This is a genomic window from Phenylobacterium sp., assembly GCF_004799515.1.
Lineage (GTDB): Bacteria > Pseudomonadota > Alphaproteobacteria > Caulobacterales > Caulobacteraceae > Phenylobacterium.
The window spans coordinates 54,639-71,434 of record NZ_SSMX01000024.1 but is presented as its reverse complement, the minus strand read 5'-3'; the positions used below and the strand labels follow the sequence as shown (position 1 = coordinate 71,434).

11 protein-coding genes are annotated in these 16,796 nt (G+C 71.2%); 4 read left to right on the top strand and 7 right to left on the bottom strand.

From position 1 onward, the window contains the following. On the top strand, nt 1–497 hold a 497-nt coding region (locus E8A49_RS09295; protein ID WP_293379485.1), incomplete at its 5' end, for a hypothetical protein. A gap of 64 nt (nt 498–561) precedes the next feature. Here E8A49_RS09295 and E8A49_RS09290 read toward each other — a convergent pair. The 6 genes from E8A49_RS09290 to E8A49_RS09265 all read right to left on the bottom strand — a co-directional run bounded on the left by E8A49_RS09290 (nt 562) and on the right by E8A49_RS09265 (nt 10,236). Next, entirely contained in the window at nt 562–2,256 is a 1,695-nt protein-coding gene (locus E8A49_RS09290; protein ID WP_293379482.1) for a carboxylesterase family protein, read from the bottom strand. A 15-nt stretch (nt 2,257–2,271) separates the two neighbouring features. Next, nucleotides 2,272–3,954, bottom strand: a complete 1,683-nt coding sequence (locus E8A49_RS09285; RefSeq protein WP_293379480.1) for a carboxylesterase family protein — start codon at nt 3,952–3,954, stop codon at nt 2,272–2,274. An 88-nt stretch (nt 3,955–4,042) separates the two neighbouring features. After that, entirely contained in the window at nt 4,043–4,642 is a 600-nt protein-coding gene (locus E8A49_RS09280; protein ID WP_293379477.1) for a TetR/AcrR family transcriptional regulator, read from the bottom strand. 113 nt (nt 4,643–4,755) lie between these two features. After that, entirely contained in the window at nt 4,756–8,007 is a 3,252-nt protein-coding gene (locus E8A49_RS09275; RefSeq protein ID WP_293379474.1) for an error-prone DNA polymerase, read from the bottom strand. Beyond that, nucleotides 7,980–9,530, bottom strand: a complete 1,551-nt coding sequence (locus tag E8A49_RS09270; protein ID WP_293379471.1) for a DNA polymerase Y family protein — start codon at nt 9,528–9,530, stop codon at nt 7,980–7,982. Before E8A49_RS09270 ends, E8A49_RS09275 begins: the two co-directional genes overlap by 28 nt. Continuing rightward, a complete protein-coding gene (locus tag E8A49_RS09265) occupies nt 9,448–10,236 on the bottom strand; it encodes a protein imuA (RefSeq protein WP_293379468.1) in 789 nt (262 codons plus the stop codon). Before E8A49_RS09265 ends, E8A49_RS09270 begins: the two co-directional genes overlap by 83 nt. Before the next feature lie 143 nt (nt 10,237–10,379). On the opposite strand from E8A49_RS09265, the gene E8A49_RS09260 reads away from it, so the two are divergent. Together E8A49_RS09260 and E8A49_RS09255 are read left to right on the top strand one after the other, a co-directional pair. After that, on the top strand, nt 10,380–11,924 hold the full coding sequence (locus tag E8A49_RS09260; protein ID WP_293379465.1) for a carboxylesterase family protein: 1,545 nt from the start codon (nt 10,380–10,382) through the stop codon (nt 11,922–11,924). A 94-nt stretch (nt 11,925–12,018) separates the two neighbouring features. After that, the gene (locus E8A49_RS09255; RefSeq protein ID WP_293379462.1) at nt 12,019–12,882 is read left to right on the top strand and encodes a Ku protein; all 864 of its coding nucleotides are present in this window, start codon (nt 12,019–12,021) and stop codon (nt 12,880–12,882) included. A 151-nt stretch (nt 12,883–13,033) separates the two neighbouring features. Here the strand turns inward: E8A49_RS09255 and E8A49_RS09250 are convergent, their stop codons facing one another. After that, nucleotides 13,034–14,557 carry a carboxylesterase family protein gene (locus E8A49_RS09250; RefSeq protein WP_293379459.1) on the bottom strand — a complete coding sequence of 508 codons (1,524 nt, stop codon included), beginning with the start codon at nt 14,555–14,557 and terminating at the stop codon, nt 13,034–13,036. A gap of 163 nt (nt 14,558–14,720) precedes the next feature. On the opposite strand from E8A49_RS09250, the gene E8A49_RS09245 reads away from it, so the two are divergent. Beyond that, complete coding sequence (locus tag E8A49_RS09245) at nt 14,721–16,790, top strand: M13-type metalloendopeptidase (protein WP_293379456.1); 2,070 nt, start codon at nt 14,721–14,723, stop codon at nt 16,788–16,790. Nucleotides 16,791–16,796: the final 6 nt, after the last annotated feature.

The window sequence follows — 16,796 nt, the reverse complement described above, 5'->3', positions numbered from 1 at the left end:
CGGCGGAGACGCCGGCCGAGGCCGACAAGCTGGCCCTGGCGTTCCAGCGGGTCTCGCGCGGCGTGCGCCAGACCTTCGCCCTGGAGCTGAAGATCGAACGCGCCCGCCGCGAGGCCGAGCGGGAGGACGCGCGAGCGGCCGCCGAGACCGCCGAACCAGAATGTGAGGACGACGACGACTTGGCCCTCGCCGAGGCCCACACTCTGACGGCGGACCGCAAGCGCCGAGTGCGCGGCGCTCTGAACCGGCTGATCTGGGACGAGGCCGGGGGCGACGAAGGCGAATTCGAGATCCTCACCGACGACCTGCAGATGCGCCTGAACGAAGCCGCCCGCCGCGACGACTTCCTCGACCTGCCCTTCGAGACCCTGGTCCGTCAGATCAAGGCCGACATGGACCTCGGCGGCGAGCTGCGGCTCACCGCCTGCGAGGCGCCGCCACGGCCGTCCCTGAACGGCGGCCTCGCCTACGACGCAGCTCCACCCAACACCGGCTAGGGCCTCCAGCGAGACCTGCTCCTCTCCCACGATGCTTCGCATCTGGCAGAGGAGCGGACATGCCTTAGGCCTTCCGCGGATCCGGCGCGTTCGGCACGGCATCCGCGATCATCCGTACGAACTCGCCGCGGTAGTCGTCGACGACCTTCATCTCGTCGTTGAACACCATGGTCGCGCGGCGCTGGCGGTCGTAGGCGGGCCAGTGCGGGATCAGGCTGTTGTTCGGGTCGCCGGTGGTCGCGAAGGCCACCCAGGTCGCCGACAGGCGGTCGCTCATCTGCCGCCCGGGCTTCATGCCGGCGCCGCCGATCGGGTTGCGCGACAGGTGGAAGCTCGCCTCCACGTCGTGGCCGTGCACCGCGCCGAACTTGCCGTCGAAGGCCGGCGTCGCCCAGTCCCAGACGTACATGTAGGCGGGCGCGCGGCCTTGTGCGGCCTTGCGCAGGGCCTGGATCTGCGAGGCGCCGCGGGTGGCGTCGGTGAAGGCCTCGGCCTGGGTGAGGTAGGGCGTCTGGCGCGGGTTCTCGTGGCGGTAGGTGGCCAGGATGTCGGGGCCCTTGGCGCCGAACCGCTGGCGGAACAGGGCGGCAAGGCCCGCCTCGTCGAGGTCGAAGTTGCTCAGGCGCAGGGCCGCGTCGTGCAGGGTGGTGGAGATGATCACCGGCACGTCCGCCGACTCCGGCGGCGCGGCCGGATCGAAGGGGTGGTGCGGCAGGGTGTCGTCGCCGATCACCGGGCGGAAGTTGGCGTTGGAAGCGACCTGGGCCTCCAAGAGCTTCTGCCAGGGCACGGCCTGGATCGCGGCCGCATTGCCCTTGGCGATGCCGAGGGTCTTCAGGAGCTTCTCGGCCTCGGCGGTCGCCTCCTCCGGCGTCGCCTGCTTCAGCGTCGAGCCCGACTGCACCGCGGCGCGGTGGAACAGGCCCTTGGCCGAGGGCACAGCCAGCAGCGTCGAGGTCTTCGAGCCGCCGCCCGACTGGCCGAAGATCATCACCCGGCCAGGGTCGCCGCCGAACCGGCCGATGTTGTCGCGCACCCACCGGAGGGAGGCCACCATGTCCATGACGCCGCAATTGCCGGCGTGGGCGAACTCCGCCGGCGCGCCGAGGCCGGCCAGGTGCAGGTAGCCGTTGGCCGCCAGGCGGTGGTTGACGGTCACCACCACCACGTCGCCCAGCCGGGCCATCTGCGCCCCGTCGTACATCGGCCCGTTGCCGGAGCCGGTGGCCCAGCCGCCGCCGTGGAAGCTGACCAGCACCGGCCGTTTGGCGTTGTCGTTGACGCTGGGGGTCCAGACGTTGAGGTTCAGGCAGTCCTCGCCCATGCCGCCCGGCCCCACATGCCGGTCCCAGGCGATCATCATCGAATAGTCGCTCTCCAGCGATGCGGGCGTCTGGGGCGAGATCGGGCCGTAGCCGATACAGTTCCTGACGCCCGTCCAGGGCGCCGGCGGCTTCGGCGGCATGTAGCGGTTCTTGCCGCCGGTGGGGGCGGCGTAGGGGATGCCCTTGAACTCCTTCACGCGGCCGTTGGCGATGCCCTCGACCTTCCCGGCGGTGGTCTCGACCGTCCAGAAGATGCCGCCCACCGGCGTGGAGTCGCCGAGGATGCGCTCCGAGGCCGGGGCCGGCGGCTGGCCCAGCGCCGGCTGGGCCGCCGCGGGTTTGGAGGTTGCCGCTGCGCCCGCCGCCGTGGCGGCCAGAGTGGCGACCTGGATCAGGTCTCGGCGGCTGACGTCGCCGGTGAGCTTCTTGGCCATCGCCTTGTCCTCCCCTTAGCCGCGCGCGGTCGGCGGCGGCGGGTTTGTGTCCCAATAGGCCCGGATCTCGGCGCGAGGATTGACCTCCTGCCGGGTGTCGTTGTCGAACAGCATGACGTTGCGCTGGGCGTCGCTGTAGGGCTTCCACGGCGGGATGTGGCCGTTGTTGGGATCGCCGGTCTTGGCGAACGCCGCGAAGGTCCCCGCCAGCCGGTCGGCCATCCGCTTGCCGTTGGTCGAGCCCGCGAAGAAGCCGTCGCGCACCGAGTGGAAGGACGCCGAGACGTCGATCCCGTGCACCGCGCCGAACTGGCCGTCGTAGCCCGGGGTCCGCCAGTTCCACTGGTAGACATAGGCCGGCCCGGCGCCCAGCGCGGCCTTGCGCGCGGCCTGGGTGTAGGCGGCGCGGCGCGCGCCCGCGTCGGTGAAGGCCTGGGCCTGGATCAGGAACGGCGTGGCGATCGGGTCGTAGCGGCGGTAGAGGGCGACCAGCTCCTTGCCCTTGCCCGGCCAGCGCTGGTTGAAGAGGGCGGTCAGCCCGTCCTCGGTCAGGGTGAAGTTGGTCAGGCTGAGGGCCGCGTCTTCCAGGCAGGTGGAGACGATCATCGGCACATCGGCCGAGACCGCCGGCGCCACCGGGTCGAAGGGATGGTTGGGCAGGGCGTCGGTGCCGATCACCGGCGAGAAGTTGCCGCCAGCCGCCGTCTGGGCCTCCAGCAGCTGCTGCCAGGACAGCTTCTGGATGTCGGCGATGTTGGCCTTGGTGAGGCCCAGCTGGCGGATGAACTTCTCCGCCGTCTCCGCGCCGGCCTCCGGCGTCACCAGCCTGAGCGCCGAGCCCGACTGGACGGCGGCGCGGTGGAAGAGGCCCTTGGCCGGCGGCATGGCCAGGACGGTCGAGGTTTTCGCCCCGCCGCCGGACTGGCCGAAGATCATCACGCGGCTGGGGTCGCCGCCGAAGTTCTCGATGTTGTCGCGCACCCACTGCAGGGCGGCGACCATGTCCATGGCCCCGCAGACACCGGCGTACTTGAACGCCTCCGGCGCGCCCGCGCCCACCAGGTTGGTGTAGCCGAAGCTCGCCAGCCGGTGGTTGATGCAGACCACCACCACGTCGCCGTAGTAGGCGAGGTTCTTGCCGTCGAAGCCCGGGGCGTTGCCGGAGCCGGTGGCGAAGCCGCCGCCGTGGAACGAGACCATCACCGCCTTCTTGGCGCTACGGTCGACGGTGGGGGTCCAGACGTTCAGCGACAGGCAGTCCTCGCCCATGCCGCCGACCTGGCGGTCCCACATGATGAACTGGCCGTACTCGCCGCGGATGTCGGCCTGGACCTGCGGGCAGACCGAGGTGAAGGCGAAGCACTCGCGCACGCCCTTCCAGGGCGCGGCCTTCTGCGGCGGCATGTAGCGGTTCTTGCCGCCGGTGGGCGCGCCGTAGGGGACCCCCTTGAACTCCCAGACCGGGCCGTTGGCGATGCCCTGCACCTTGCCGCTCGCGGTGTCGGTCACCTGGAACAGCTTCGAGGATCCGCCGCCGGCCGCGAGGCCGGCGGGCGCTGCGGCCGGCGGGGTCGGCGCCTGGGCCATGGCCTTGGGCGCGGCGGCGGCCGCGGCCAGCGCGGCGCCGGCGATCAATACAGTCCTGCGGTCCGACACGGTCGCCCGGCCGGACTCCAGCGGTTTGGAGTCGTCTGCCATGTTTGCCTCCCCAGCCAGGTCTCTGCCTTTGAGGGCGCGTGGCCTGGCGAGCCCGGCCCCCGATTGGCGGCAAGCTTAGGCTTGCCCGCTATTTATGGTCAACCTTGCTTACAGGCGTGTCCGCGCCGGCCTGCAGGCTGTCCAGCAGCCGCCGGCGGATCGATTTCAGCAGCGCCAGCACCTTGTCGGCGTCGGGCGAGACGCGGCCGATGAACACCGAGTCCATGGCCAGGCCGTTCAGCGCCACTCGGGTCAGGTGCGCCACAGCCTCGATCTCCTCCAGCCGTTCCGGCACGCCCAGGTATTCGGCCATGCGGATGCGGGCGCGGTGCAGGCCGGCCTCCAGGTCGCCGGCGAACTGCGGATAGCGCTCGGCCAGTTCGGGGTCGCTGCGCGCGGCGATGGTCACCTCCATCAACGCGATGGCGGCGGGCTCGTGCAGCGAGGCCCAGACCGCGTCCACCCCGTGCAGGAAGCGGTCCGGCCCGTCCGGGTAGGGCGCCAGGTGCTCGCGCACCTTCGCGCCGCGGGCCCCGGAGGCGTAGTCGGCCACCGCCAGCATCAGGTCGATCTTGGTGGGGAACTGGTGCAGCAGGGAGCCGCGGCTGACCTTGGCCAGCTTGGCCACCAGGGGCGTGGACGTCGCCGCATAGCCGAACTCGGCCAGGCAGCGCACCGCCGCCTCCATGATCTTCGCCCGGGTCGCAGCCCGGCGCTCTGCGTTGGGGCCCCTTGGGACGCGGGGCTTCTTCGCCGTTGTCATGGCTTCAGCATGGCGGCCCGAAGCGCCGCCGCCAAGCCTCAATGGAAATCGCGGCTGCGGACCAGGCACGAGGTGACGCGGGCGTGGGGCGGCGGCGGCGCGGCGGCCGGGCCGTCCTCGTGGTCGCGCATCTCGGCGAGCCGGCCGGAAAGGTCGGTGAAGCGTTCGGCCACCACGTGGATCACGTCGCTGGCTTTCTGGATCCGCCCATGCACCACCAGGAAGGACGCGCTCATCACCAGGCGGCGGTTGGCCTGGAAGACGTCCTGCCAGCAGACGATGTTGGCGATCCCGGTCTCGTCCTCCAGGGTCAGGAACACCACGCCCTTGGCGGTGCCCGGCCGCTGGCGCACCAGCACCAGCCCGCCCACCGAGGCCCGCGTGTTGTTCGCGAGCTTCGCGAGGTCGGCGCAGCGCACGGTGCGGAGCGCCTCCAGCTCGGACCGGTAGAAGCTGACGGGGTGCTTCTTCAGCGACAGGCTGGTGGTCCGGTAGTCCTCGGCCACCTCCTTCGGCAGGGACATGAAGGGCAGCTGGACCTGGACTTCCTTGACGCTCTGGCGGGCGACCAGCGGGGCGTGGCGTTCCGCGCCTACCTCGTCGGCCTTGCCCTTCACCGCCCACAAGGCCTCGCGGCGCGATAGCCCCAAGGCCCGGAAGGCGTCGGCCTCGGCCAGCAGCTCCAGACCGCGCCGGGAAAGGCCGGAGCGCAGGATGTAGTCGTCCAGGGTCACCAGACCCTGGGCGCGGCGTCCCATGAAGGCCAGGGCTTCGTCTTCCTTGAACCCCTTGATCTGCCGCAGGCCGAGCCGCAAGGCGCGCAGGCGCGAGGCCGGGTCGGCGGCCGGCTCCAGGGTGCAGTCCCAGTCGCTGGCGATGATGTCTGGCGGGCGCACCTCGACCGCATGGTCCTTGGCGTCGCGGACCAGTTGGGCCGGCTGGTAGAAGCCCATGGGCTGGCTGTTGAGCAGGGCCGCGCAGAACACCTCCGGGTGATGATGTTTCACCCAGGCCGAGACGTAGACCAGGATCGCGAAGCTGATCGCGTGGCTCTCCGGGAAGCCGTAGGAGCCGAAGCCCTCGATCTGCTTGAAGCACCGCTCGGCGAAGTCGCGCTGGTAGCCGCGCCGGGCCATGCCCTCGATGAACTTCTCGCGGTACTCCCACAGCCGCCCGTCGGCGCGGAAGGTGGCCATGGAGCGGCGCAGGCCGTCGGCTTCGTCGTCGGTAAACTTGGCCGCCTCGATGGCCAGCCGCATCGCCTGCTCCTGGAACAGCGGCACGCCGAAGGTCTTGTGGAGCACATGCTTCAGCTCGTCCCGGGGGCCGTGCGCGGCGGACGGCGCGGGGTATTCCGGCTCCTCCAGTCCGTCGCGCCGCCGCAGATAGGGATGCACCATGTCGCCCTGGATCGGGCCGGGCCGCACGATGGCCACCTCGATCACCAGGTCGTAGAATTTCCGCGGTTTCAGCCGCGGGAGCATCGACATCTGCGCGCGGCTCTCGACCTGGAAGACGCCCACGGAATCGCCCTTGCAGAGCATGTCGTAGACCGCCGGGTCCTCCTGCGGGATGTGCGCGATGTCGGTGATGCGACGGCCATCCTCCAGGGGCGGCAGCATGTCGAAGCTGCGCTTCAGCGCGGTCAGCATGCCCAGCGCCAGGACGTCGACCTTCATCAGGCCGATGGCTTCGATGTCATCTTTGTCCCATTCGATGAAGGTGCGGTCCTTCATGGCCGCGTTGCCGATGGGCACGGTCTCGTCCAGCCGGCGCTTGGTTAGGACATAGCCGCCCACGTGCTGTGACAGGTGGCGCGGGAAGCCCAGCAGCTGGCCGGCGATGGCGGTGGCGCGGCGGATCTCAAGATTGTCCGGGTCGAGGCCCACCTGGCGGATGTGGTCGTCGGCGACATTGTCGCCCCAGCTGCCCCAGACGGTGTTCGCCAGCGCCGCGGTGATGTCCTCGGTCAGGCCCAGCGCCTGGCCGACCTGGCGGATCGCCATGCGCGGGCGGTAGTGGATGACCGTGGCCACGATCGCCGCCCGCTCGCGGCCGTAGCGGCGGTAGACGTACTGCATCACCTCCTCGCGCCGCTCGTGCTCGAAGTCGACGTCGATGTCCGGCGGCTCGCCCCGTTCCTCCGACAGGAAGCGCGAAAACAGCAGGTCCTGGTCGTCCTTGGTCGGGTCGACCGCGGTGACCTCCAGGCAGTAGCAGACGCAGGAATTGGCCGCCGAGCCGCGGCCCTGGCAGAGGATGTCCTGCTCGCGCGCCCATCTGACGATGTCGTGGACGGTCAGGAAGTAGTTGGGGACAGCCAGTTTCTCGATGAGGTCGAGTTCGCGCTTGATGGTCCGCCGCTCCTTCTGGCGCAGGCCCTTCTGGAAGCGGTATTGCGCGCCGCGCCAGGTCAGCCGGCGCAGGTGGTGGATGGCGGTGTCGCCCGGGGGCACCGGCTCGTCGGGGTATTCGTAGCGCAGCTGGCCAAGGTCGAAGCCGATGCGCTCGGCGATCTCGACGCTGCGCTCCACCGCGCCCGGGAACTTCGCGAACAGACGGGCCATCTCGTCCGGCGACTTCAGGTGTCGCTCGGCGTTGGCCTGCAGCTTGAGGCCCGCGTCCTGGATCGTGCAGCCCTCGCGGATGCAGGTCAGCACGTCCTGCAACGCCCGCCGCTCGGGGCCGTGGTAGAGGACGTCGTTGGTGGCCACGAGGGGTGCGCCATGAGCCTGGGCCAGGGCGGCGAGCTGCGACAGCCGCTGCAGGTCGCGCGGGCCGTAGCGCCGGGCGGCGGCCAGCCAGAGGTTTCCGCGCAATTCGCCGGCGATCCGCCGCAGCTCGCCCTCGAAGGCCGCGTCGAGCGCATCCGGCGGCGTGACCAGGACCAGCTGACCCTCGGCGTGGTCCAGGAAGTCGCGCCAATGCAGCTCGCACGCCGCCTTCTCCGCCCGCCGCTGGCCAAGCGTCAGCAGGCGGGTCAGCCGGCCGTAGGCCTCCCGGTCCGACGGATAGACCAGCAGGCTCGGGGTCCCGTCGGCGAAGTCCAGGCGGCAGCCGGTCAGGTCGCGGGTCCTGGTCCCGGCCAGCAGGTCCTTCTTCGCCCGCCAGGCGCGCACCACGCCGGCCAGGGAGTTGCGGTCGCAGACGCCCAGCGCCTCCAGGCCCAGGCCCGCGGCGCCGGCCATCAGCTCCCACGGGTGCGAGGCGCCGCGCAGGAAGGAGAAGTTGCTGGCCGCCTGCAGCTCGGCGTAGCGGACGCTCATCCGAACACCCCGTGCAGCCACCATTGCGGGGGCGCAGCCGGGTCGCCGTAGAGGCCGGCGCGGAACAGCCAGAAGCGGGCGCCCTCGGCGTCCTCCACCCGATAATAGTCGCGCACGTGGCGGGTATCGGCGTCCTCGATGGCGGCTTTCCACCATTCCTCGCCGATCCGCTCCGGCCCCTCGGCCCGGCGCACCCGGTGGACCTGGCCGCGCCAGCGGAACTGGCTGGGCGGGTCGTCGGGGGTGATGGCCAGGACCATGTCCACCGGCTCCGGGCGGCGGAACAGGCGCGCCGGGCGCGGCGCCGTCGGGTCCCAGGGCCGCGGCTTGTCCTTCGGTTTGGCCCCATCCATCGACTTGGAGAGTGGGCGGGCGCGGCCCACGGCCAGCTCCGGCACATGGCTTTCCACCGGCGCCGCGCGCCAGACGCGGTCCTCGCCGAGGCGGTTGACCAGGCGGTCGACGAGGGGCGCCAGGCCCTCTTCCACCGTGGCCTCGCGGGCGGTGTCCAGCCGGGCCTGGCGGCTGGAGATCGGTTCGACGTCCTCGGCGGTGATCGTCACGACCTCGATCCCGAAGCCCGGGTCGACGGTCTCCAGCTTGGGGGCGAACAGCTTGGCGATCCGCCGGGCGTCGCGGCCGGGCAGCGTCAGGCCCACCTGCAGCGGCAGGGTCTTGCCGTCCAGGCGATGGAAGGCGATCTCGAAGCGCCGCGCGCCCTGGTTCTCGGCCTCCAGCCGCGCGCAGAGCTTGGCGGCCACGTCGAAGGCGACGCGGGCCAGGTCCTCCGGCTCGCTGATCGGCTCGGCGAAGGCCAGGCGCGCGAACCAGGGCGTCGGCGGGCGGCGGAATTCCAGGGCCTCGGCCTCGCGACCCAAGGCCTGGTCCAGGCGCAGAAGCGCCCCGCGCCCGAAGCGCCGCGCGAAGGGGCCGCGCGGGATGGCCATCAGCTGGCCGGCCTGCCGCAGGCCCAGGCGCTCAATCTGCGCCCAGGTTTCCTGGTCGAAGCGCAAGGCGGCGGGGCGCAACGGCGCCAGCAGCGGCCCTTGGCCGCCGGGCGGGGCGATGGCGCCGTCCTCGCCATAGTGGGCCAGCGCCCAGGCCGCGCCGGGCGTGTCGGCGATGGCGGCGCGGAACGGCAGGCCATTGGCGGCCAGGCGGCGGCGGATGTCCTCCAGCAGGGCCGCCTCGCCGCCCCACAGATGGTCGACCCCGGTCACGTCGAGGAATAGGCCGTCCGGGGCGTCGATGGCCACGGCGGGGGAAAAGCGCACGCACCAGTCGCCGAGCGCGGTCAGCGCCGTGGCGTCCGCCTCAGGCTCAGCCTCGGCGGTCGTAAGCTCCGGGACCAGGGCCATCGCGTCGGTGGCCTTCTGGCCGACCGAGAGGCCCAGGCGGCTCGCCGTCTCGCTGACCGCCGAGAGCCGCCGCACGGCCCGCACGGTCTCGATCAGGGCGAAGGGCTCAGCCGGCGAGTCGGAGGGGTTGCGCCGGCGCCAGTTGGCGATCGCCCAACTCGGCGACCAGGCGCAGAGGATGCGCGACATCCGTCATCTCCTGTGAGTAGGCCCCGTCGGCCTGCATCAGCCAGGCGCCGGTGCGCCCGCCGCGGCAGCGCTCCAGGGCGACGCGGAAGCGCGGATCGCCCAGGCCGAACGCCGCGGCTGGCGGCTCCGACGGCGCGGAGGCGACCCGCCAGCGGGTGGCCGCCGCCGAGCCTGTGGCCTCGCGCCGGGCCGTCCCGCCATAGGGCCGTCGCCGGATCAGGAAGCCGGTCGCCCGCTGCTTCTCGCAGGCGAGCTGCAGGCGCCGTCCGGCGGTCAGGTCGGCGGCCTCGACCTCGCCCACCACGGCGGCCACGCCCACGGTGGCGAGCGCATCTTCCATCACCGACAGCGCCTCGGCCTCGTCGCGGGCGCAGACCTGGATCAGCCGCTCCGGCGGGAAGCCCAGACCGACCAGGCCCGGCGCCCACAGGTCGTCGCGGCGCAGCACCCAGACTACCTCGCCCCGCCGGGCGAGCGGCGCGACCAGGAGGGCGGTGAAGGCGGCGGGGGCGGCGGCGGTCTCGACCTCCAGCCCCTCGCCGCAGACCTCGTGCCAGCGGCCCAGCGGCAGGCCGCCGCCCGGCAGGCAGCCGTCGATCCGAGGATCGCCGAAGGGCAGGGTCCCGGCGTCGGGGCGCCCGTCCGTCTCCAGGACGGCGATCTTCGCCCGCGCGGCCCGCAGCCGCTCTGCGCGAAAATCGGACATGGCTTTGCGGACTCCTTTCGTTCCATCTTTGTTCTATAACTGAAGCGCCGGGAGTCAAGGTGCCGTTGCGCCGGCTTGACCTCGCGGCGGCTTAGGCCGGATGGTCGCTTGCGAGACCGGCCGACGCCGGCGGGAGGGAAGTCATGGATCGTTTCGCCGCCATCCGCGGGGCGCTCACGGGCGCCGCCGCGGCGCTGATCGCCACGACGGTTGCAGCCCAGGCCCTGCCGCCGTCGCAGGGCAAGCCGGTCACCGTGAAGATCGACTCCGGCCCGGTGGTCGGCGTGGATGAGGGCAAGGACCTCGTCTTCCGCAACATCCCCTTCGCCGCGCCGCCGGTGGGCGCCCTGCGCTGGACGCCGCCGCAGCCGGTGAAGGCCTGGACCGCGCCGCGCCCCGCCGCCGAGCCCGGCCCGTCCTGCCCGCAGCCGATGAACGCGGACGGCTCGCCCAATTCCGGCGGCGCCAACGGGCCGACGTCCGAGGACTGCCTGCAGCTCAACGTCTTCGCGCCCCCACACGCCAGGGGCGCGCCGGTGATGGTTTGGATCCACGGCGGCGGCCACCGCACGGGCGCGGGCTGGATCTACGGCGGCGAGAACTTCGCCCGCGACGGCGTGGTGGTGGTGGCGATCAACTACCGGCTGGGCGCGCTCGGCTACTTCGCCCATCCGGCGCTGACCAGGGCCGCCAAGCCCGGCGAGCCGCTCGGCGACTATGGCCTGATGGACCAGATCGCGGCCCTGAAGTGGGTGCAGCGGAACATCGCGGCCTTCGGCGGCGATCCGAAGAACGTCACCATCTTCGGCGAGAGCGCCGGCGGGCAGAGCACGCTCGCCCTCATGGCCACGCCCTCGGCCAGGGGGCTCTATCAGAAGGCCATTGTCGAGAGCGGCCTGGGCTGGACGACGCCCTCGACCCTGGCCGACCAGGAGAAGATCGGCCTGGCCGCCATGACCCGGGCCGGCGTCCCGGAAACCGCTACGGCGGCGGACCTGCGGGCCCTGCCGGCCGACAAGCTGGCCGCGGTCAACGGCAACTACGGGCCCTTCATCGACGGCAAGCTGATGACCGAGACCGACAGCCAGGCCATCGCGCGGCGCCACATCCCCGACGTGCCGCTGATCATCGGCTCCAACTCCGGCGAGGACTCGCTGATGGGCCCGGTGACCCTGGGCGAGGCGGCGCTCTCACGCATCCCGGCCGACGTGAAGCCGGCCTATGCCGCAGAGGCCGCCGCCGGCCCCGACGTCTTCGCCCGCGCCGTCTTCACCGACCGGGTGATGGGCGGTCCGGCCCGCTGGGTGGCGGCGGAGACCTCGGGCGGCCAGCCGAGCTGGCTCTACTACTTCTCCTACGTCGGCTCGCGCTTCCCGCCGTCCAAGACCCGCGCCAGCCATGCCGACGAGATCCAGTACGCCTGGGACTACTGGGGCCGGCGCACGCCGCCCAGCATGGTCAGCGCCAAGGACCAGCAGGTCGCCGACCTGATGCACGCCTGCTGGGTGAGCTTCGCCAAGACCGGCGCGCCCAAGTGCGGCGGCCAGCCCTGGCCCGCCTACACGCCGGCGGGCGATCAGCTCATGGAGTTCGGCAAGGACAGCGGCGTGCGCACCCACTTCCGCAAGACCCAGCTCGACGCCGAACAGGCGTCGACGCTGCCGGGCCTGGCGCTGGGCGGGAAGTAGCGCGCCCACGGCGCCGGCTAAGTCTTTGAACTGACTCTCGAACCGATCCGCCGCCACGGCGTTTGCAGAATCGCATCAAGGGGATCGCGCGACCATGGCCACCCGTCCGACCTGGCAGGGCTACCTGCGGCTGTCCTTGGTGAGCTGCCCGGTGGCGCTCTACACGGCCACCTCGCGCACCGGCGAGATGCACTTCAACATGCTGTCGAAGACGACGCACAACCGGGTGCGGATGATCCCGACCGACCCGGAGAGCGGCCCCATCGACCGCGCGGACATCGTCAAGGGCTACGAGATCGAGAAGGGCCGCTACGTCGTCATCACCGACGAGGAGATCAAGGCGGTGCGGCTGGAGACCACGCGCACCCTCGACATCGAACGCTTCGTCGACGACGCCGACATCGACCGCCTCTACTGGAACGATCCCTACTTCCTGGCGCCCGACGGCGACATGGCGTTGGAGGCGTTCAGCGTCATCCGCGAGGCGATGAAGAAGGCCGGCAAGGTGGCGCTGGGCCGCCTGGTCATGCACCAGCGGGAGCGGCTGATGGCGCTGGAGACCCACGAAAAGGGCATCATCGCCTACACCATCCGCAACAAGCGCGAGGTGCGCCAGGCCGACGAGATCTTCAGCCACATCAAGGCCGCCAAGCCGCCGGCCCAGATGGTCGACATCGCCGCCAAGATCATCGACCAGCTGGAAGGCCCCTTCGACCCCAGCCAGTTCACCGACCGCTACGAGGATGCGCTCCGGGCCCTGATCAAGGAGAAGGAAAAGGGCCACACCGTCACCGCCCCGGAAGAGCCCAAGGAGGCCGAGGTCATCGACCTTATGGAGGCGCTCAAGCGCAGCCTCGGCCAGACCGGCGGCGGCGAGCGGCGCAAGACCGCAGCTCCGCGTTCGAGCGCCAAGAAGCCCGCGGCTTCACGCAAGACGGCGGCAAAGAAGCGCGCCTGAAGCGGAATCCGCCCCAATAGACCGTCATCCTCCGGTCGCCCGAAGAGGCGATCCGGGGGATTCATGCGGCCTCGCCTTTTGGTGCAATTCAGCTTGGGTCCCCCGGACCAGCCTGCGGCTGACCGGAGGATGACGGAACTTGGGACTAGCCCTACTTCGGCGCCGTCGGCGAGGCGCTCCCACCGGCTTTCACAGTGGCTTCCTGCCAATCGAGCTCGGCCTTCAGGAAGTGCTCGTGCGGCTGCGGGCCTGCGGCGCTGAACTCCATATAGGTCTCGCCGGGCGCGAACTTCGGCCAGGCCGGGCCGCCGGCGCTGTCGGGATTGCCGGTCTTGATGAAGGCCGCCCAGTAGGCGTTGACCGCCTTGGCCAGCGGCAGGTCGACGTCGGCGAACTGCTGCTTGGGCCCGGCGAAGGCGTACTTGATCTCGGCGGTGTGCGGCGCGCCGAACGGCGTCTGCGCTTTCTGGCCCGGGCTCACGTAGGAGAAGTAGTAGGTGTAGACCGGCTGGCCGGCCTTGGTCTGGGCGCGGCTGATGAAGCGGTCCGGCTCGGTGATGTACTGGCGCGTGGCCATGTCGTTGGCCATCTGGGCCTTATCGCCTTTGGCCTGCGGGTCGAAGGCGGCCATGGCGGCGGCCTTGCGGTCGGCCGGGATGGCGTCAACCGCCGCGGCCTGCGGCCGGAACAGGCTGGCCTCGTTGGAGTTGCCGCCGATCAGCAGCGGCACCTTGGCCTGCTTGCCGGCGGCGAAGCCCTCGGCGATGCCGCCCTGCACATAGCGGCCGTCGAGGATCGGGCCGGCCCGGCTGGTGAAGGGGCCGGTGTAGGGCATGGCGCTCAGGGAGACCTTGCGCAGCGCCGCGGCGGCCGCGGCGTCCTCGCCGGTGACGCCGGCCTGGGCGGCCGCCTTCATGCCGGCGGCCTGGGCGTCGGCCATGGAGGTGGGCTCCAGGCGGCCAAAGCTCGATTCGCCGATCGCCTTCTGGAACAGGCCGCGCGCGTCGGGGGCCAGCATCAGCTCCAAGACCGAGATGCCGCCGGCGCTCTCGCCGCCGATGGTCACGTTGTTCGGGTCGCCGCCGAAGCTGGCGATATTGGCCTTCACCCACTTCAGGGCGGCGATCTGGTCCATCAGGCCGTAGTTGCCGCAGGGGCCTTCCTTGCAGAGCGCCGGATGGGCGAACCAGCCGGCGCGGCCCAGGCGGTAGCTGACCGAGACGGTGACGATGCCTTCCTTGGCGAACTGGATGCCGTCGGTCTGCGCCCCGAAGGCGCCGGTGGACGAGCCGATGGTGAAGCCGCCGCCGTGGATCCAGACATAGACCGGCAGCTTCTGGCCGGCCTTGGCGCCGGCGGGCCGGGTGACGTTGGCGAACAGGCAGTCCTCGATCTGCGAGCCGTCGCGGGCCGGCTGGCAGGAGGCGCCGGCCTTGGCGGCGTCGCGGGTTCCGGTCCAGGGTTGGGCGGCCGCGGGCGGCTTCCAGCGCAGGTCGCCCACCGGCGGGGCGGCGTAGGGGATGCCCCAGAACTCTTCCACGCCCTCGACCGAGGCGCCTTGCAGCGCGCCCTGCTTGATCGTGGCGGCAGGGCCGCCTTGCGCCAGAGCCGCAGCCGGCAGGGCGACGAGGCCCAGCGCGAAGGCGGCGGCGGTCAGAGTGCGATGCGCGGTCATTTCCAGGCTCCCCCAAAAGTCTTTTACGGCTCTCTAGAGCGCGGCTGTTTCCCGATTGTGTCTCGGAAAAGCGGTACGGGCCAGCGTCCAGACGGCTAGCTTGACCAGACCTATGGGCGGTGATGACCTCGACCCGGTCCGAAGGTGCAAGGGATCCTCGTCGATGTCGAAGTCCGCCGCGGCGCTGGCCGTGATCCTGACCCTGACGGCCGGGGCCGCGCGCGCTGCCGAACCCGCCGCGCTGAAGTACGGCGCCTGGGGCGTCGACCTCACCGCCCAGGACCCGAAGACCCGGCCCGGCGACGACTTCTTCCGCTATGCCAATGGCGCCTGGCTGGACCGCACGCCGATCCCTGCCGACAAGCCCGCCGTCAGCCTGCGCACCTACGAGAGCGACCTAGCCGAGGCGCGCCTGCACGCGATCATGGAGGACGCCGCGGCCAAGGCCGGCCACGCGCCGACAGATGTCGAGGGCAAGGTGGGCGCTTTCTACAGGGCCTTCATGGACGAGGGCCGCGTGGAGGCGCTGGGCGCGACGCCCATCGCCCCCCAGCTCGCCGCCATCCGCGCGGCCACGACCCGCGAGCAGTTGGGCGCCCTGATGGGCCGCCAGGTGAAGGACTTCGAGAGCGGAGCGTTCGGCATCGGCCTCGACGTCGACGCCAAGGACATCAGCCACTACGCCATCTTCCTGGCCCAGGCGGGCCTGGGCCTGCCCGACCGCGACTACTACCTGCAGAGCGCCTTCGCCGAGAAGAAGGCGGCCTACCAGGCCTATGTCGAGACGCTGCTGACGCTCGAGGGCTGGCCCGACGCCAAGGCCAAGGCGGCGGCGATCGTCGCGCTTGAGACCCGGATCGCCGAGGCCAGCTGGACCAAGGCCGAAGAACGCAACCCCGACACCACCTACAACCCCTATAGTTTGCCGCAGCTCGAGGCGGCCGCGCCGGGCTTCCCCTGGCGCGCCTTCCTGGCGGCCGCCGACCTGGGATCCCCAGCCAAGGTGGTGGTGGTCGAGAAGACCGCCTTCCCCAAGATCGCCGCGATCTATGGCGCCGCCCCGGTGGACGTGCTGCAGGCCTGGCTCGCCTTCAACGTGGCCGACAACGCCGCGCCCTACCTCTCAAAGCCCTTCGACGACGCCTTCTTCGCCTTCCGCAAGAAGACCCTGACCGGCCAGGACGAGGAAGAGGTCCGCTGGAAGCGCGGCGTCCATGCGGTGAGCGGCGGAGACTTCGCCGCAGGCGACCGTTCCGACCGCTTCGGCACCCTCGGCTGGGCGGTGGGCCAGCTCTACACCGCCCGCTACTTCCCACCGGCCGCCAAGGCCAAGGTGCAGGCCCTGGTCGCCGACCTGAAGACCGCCTACGCCGCGCGGATCGGGAAGCTCGACTGGATGAGCCCGGCGACCAAGACCGAGGCGCTGAAGAAGCTGGCCGCCTACACCGTCAAGGTCGGCTACCCGGACAAGCCGCGCGACTATTCCAAGGTGGTGATCCGCGACGACGACCTAGTGGGCGACGTGCTGCGCGCCGCCCAGGCGGACTGGGCCTTCTATGTGGCGCGGCAGAACGGGCCGGTCGACCGCGGCGACTGGGGCATGACCCCGCAGACCAACGACGCCTACAACGGCTCGCTGATCGACATCGTCTTCCCCGCGGTGATCCTGCAGCCGCCGATCTTCGACCCCGGCGCGGACCCGGCGGTCAACTATGGCGCGGTGGGCGGGGTGATCGGCCACGAGCTGACCCACGGCTTCGACGACCAGGGCCGCAAGTACGACTCGCAAGGCCGGCTGCGCGACTGGTGGGCGCCGGCCGACGCCAAGATCTTCGAGGCCCGCGCCAAGGCGTTCGGCGCTCAGTACTCCGCCTACGAGCCCTTGCCCGGCGCCCATGTGAACGGCGACCTGACCATGGGCGAGAACATCGCCGACCTGGGCGGCCTGACCCTGGGCCTCGACGCCTACCACGCGAGCCTGCACGGCAAGCCCGCGCCGGTGATCGACGGGCTGACCGGCGACCAGCGGGTGTTCCTGGGCTGGGCGCAGGCCTGGCGCGGGAAGCTGCGCGACGACGCCGTGCGCCGCCAGGTGGTCAGCGATCCGCATTCGCCGCGGCAGTACCGGGTGAACGGCCCGGTGAGGAACATCGACGCCTGGTACGCCGCCTTTGGCGTCAAGCCCGGCGACAAGCTCTATATCGCGCCCGACCAACGGGTGCGGATTTGGTAGCCGGCG

What these genes read in the sequence shown, in the direction of transcription:
- E8A49_RS09290 (WP_293379482.1), bottom strand. Translation starts at nt 2,256, where the DNA reads ATGGCCAAGAAGCTCACCGGCGACGTCAGCCGCCGAGACCTGATCCAG.
- E8A49_RS09285 (WP_293379480.1), bottom strand. Translation starts at nt 3,954, where the DNA reads ATGGCAGACGACTCCAAACCGCTGGAGTCCGGCCGGGCGACCGTGTCG.
- E8A49_RS09280 (WP_293379477.1), bottom strand. Translation starts at nt 4,642, where the DNA reads ATGGAGGCGGCGGTGCGCTGCCTGGCCGAGTTCGGCTATGCGGCGACG.
- E8A49_RS09275 (WP_293379474.1), bottom strand. Translation starts at nt 8,007, where the DNA reads ATGGTGGCTGCACGGGGTGTTCGGATGAGCGTCCGCTACGCCGAGCTG.
- E8A49_RS09270 (WP_293379471.1), bottom strand. Translation starts at nt 9,530, where the DNA reads ATGTCGCGCATCCTCTGCGCCTGGTCGCCGAGTTGGGCGATCGCCAAC.
- E8A49_RS09265 (WP_293379468.1), bottom strand. Translation starts at nt 10,236, where the DNA reads ATGTCCGATTTTCGCGCAGAGCGGCTGCGGGCCGCGCGGGCGAAGATC.
- E8A49_RS09260 (WP_293379465.1), top strand. Translation starts at nt 10,380, where the DNA reads ATGGATCGTTTCGCCGCCATCCGCGGGGCGCTCACGGGCGCCGCCGCG.
- E8A49_RS09255 (WP_293379462.1), top strand. Translation starts at nt 12,019, where the DNA reads ATGGCCACCCGTCCGACCTGGCAGGGCTACCTGCGGCTGTCCTTGGTG.
- E8A49_RS09250 (WP_293379459.1), bottom strand. Translation starts at nt 14,557, where the DNA reads ATGACCGCGCATCGCACTCTGACCGCCGCCGCCTTCGCGCTGGGCCTC.
- E8A49_RS09245 (WP_293379456.1), top strand. Translation starts at nt 14,721, where the DNA reads ATGTCGAAGTCCGCCGCGGCGCTGGCCGTGATCCTGACCCTGACGGCC.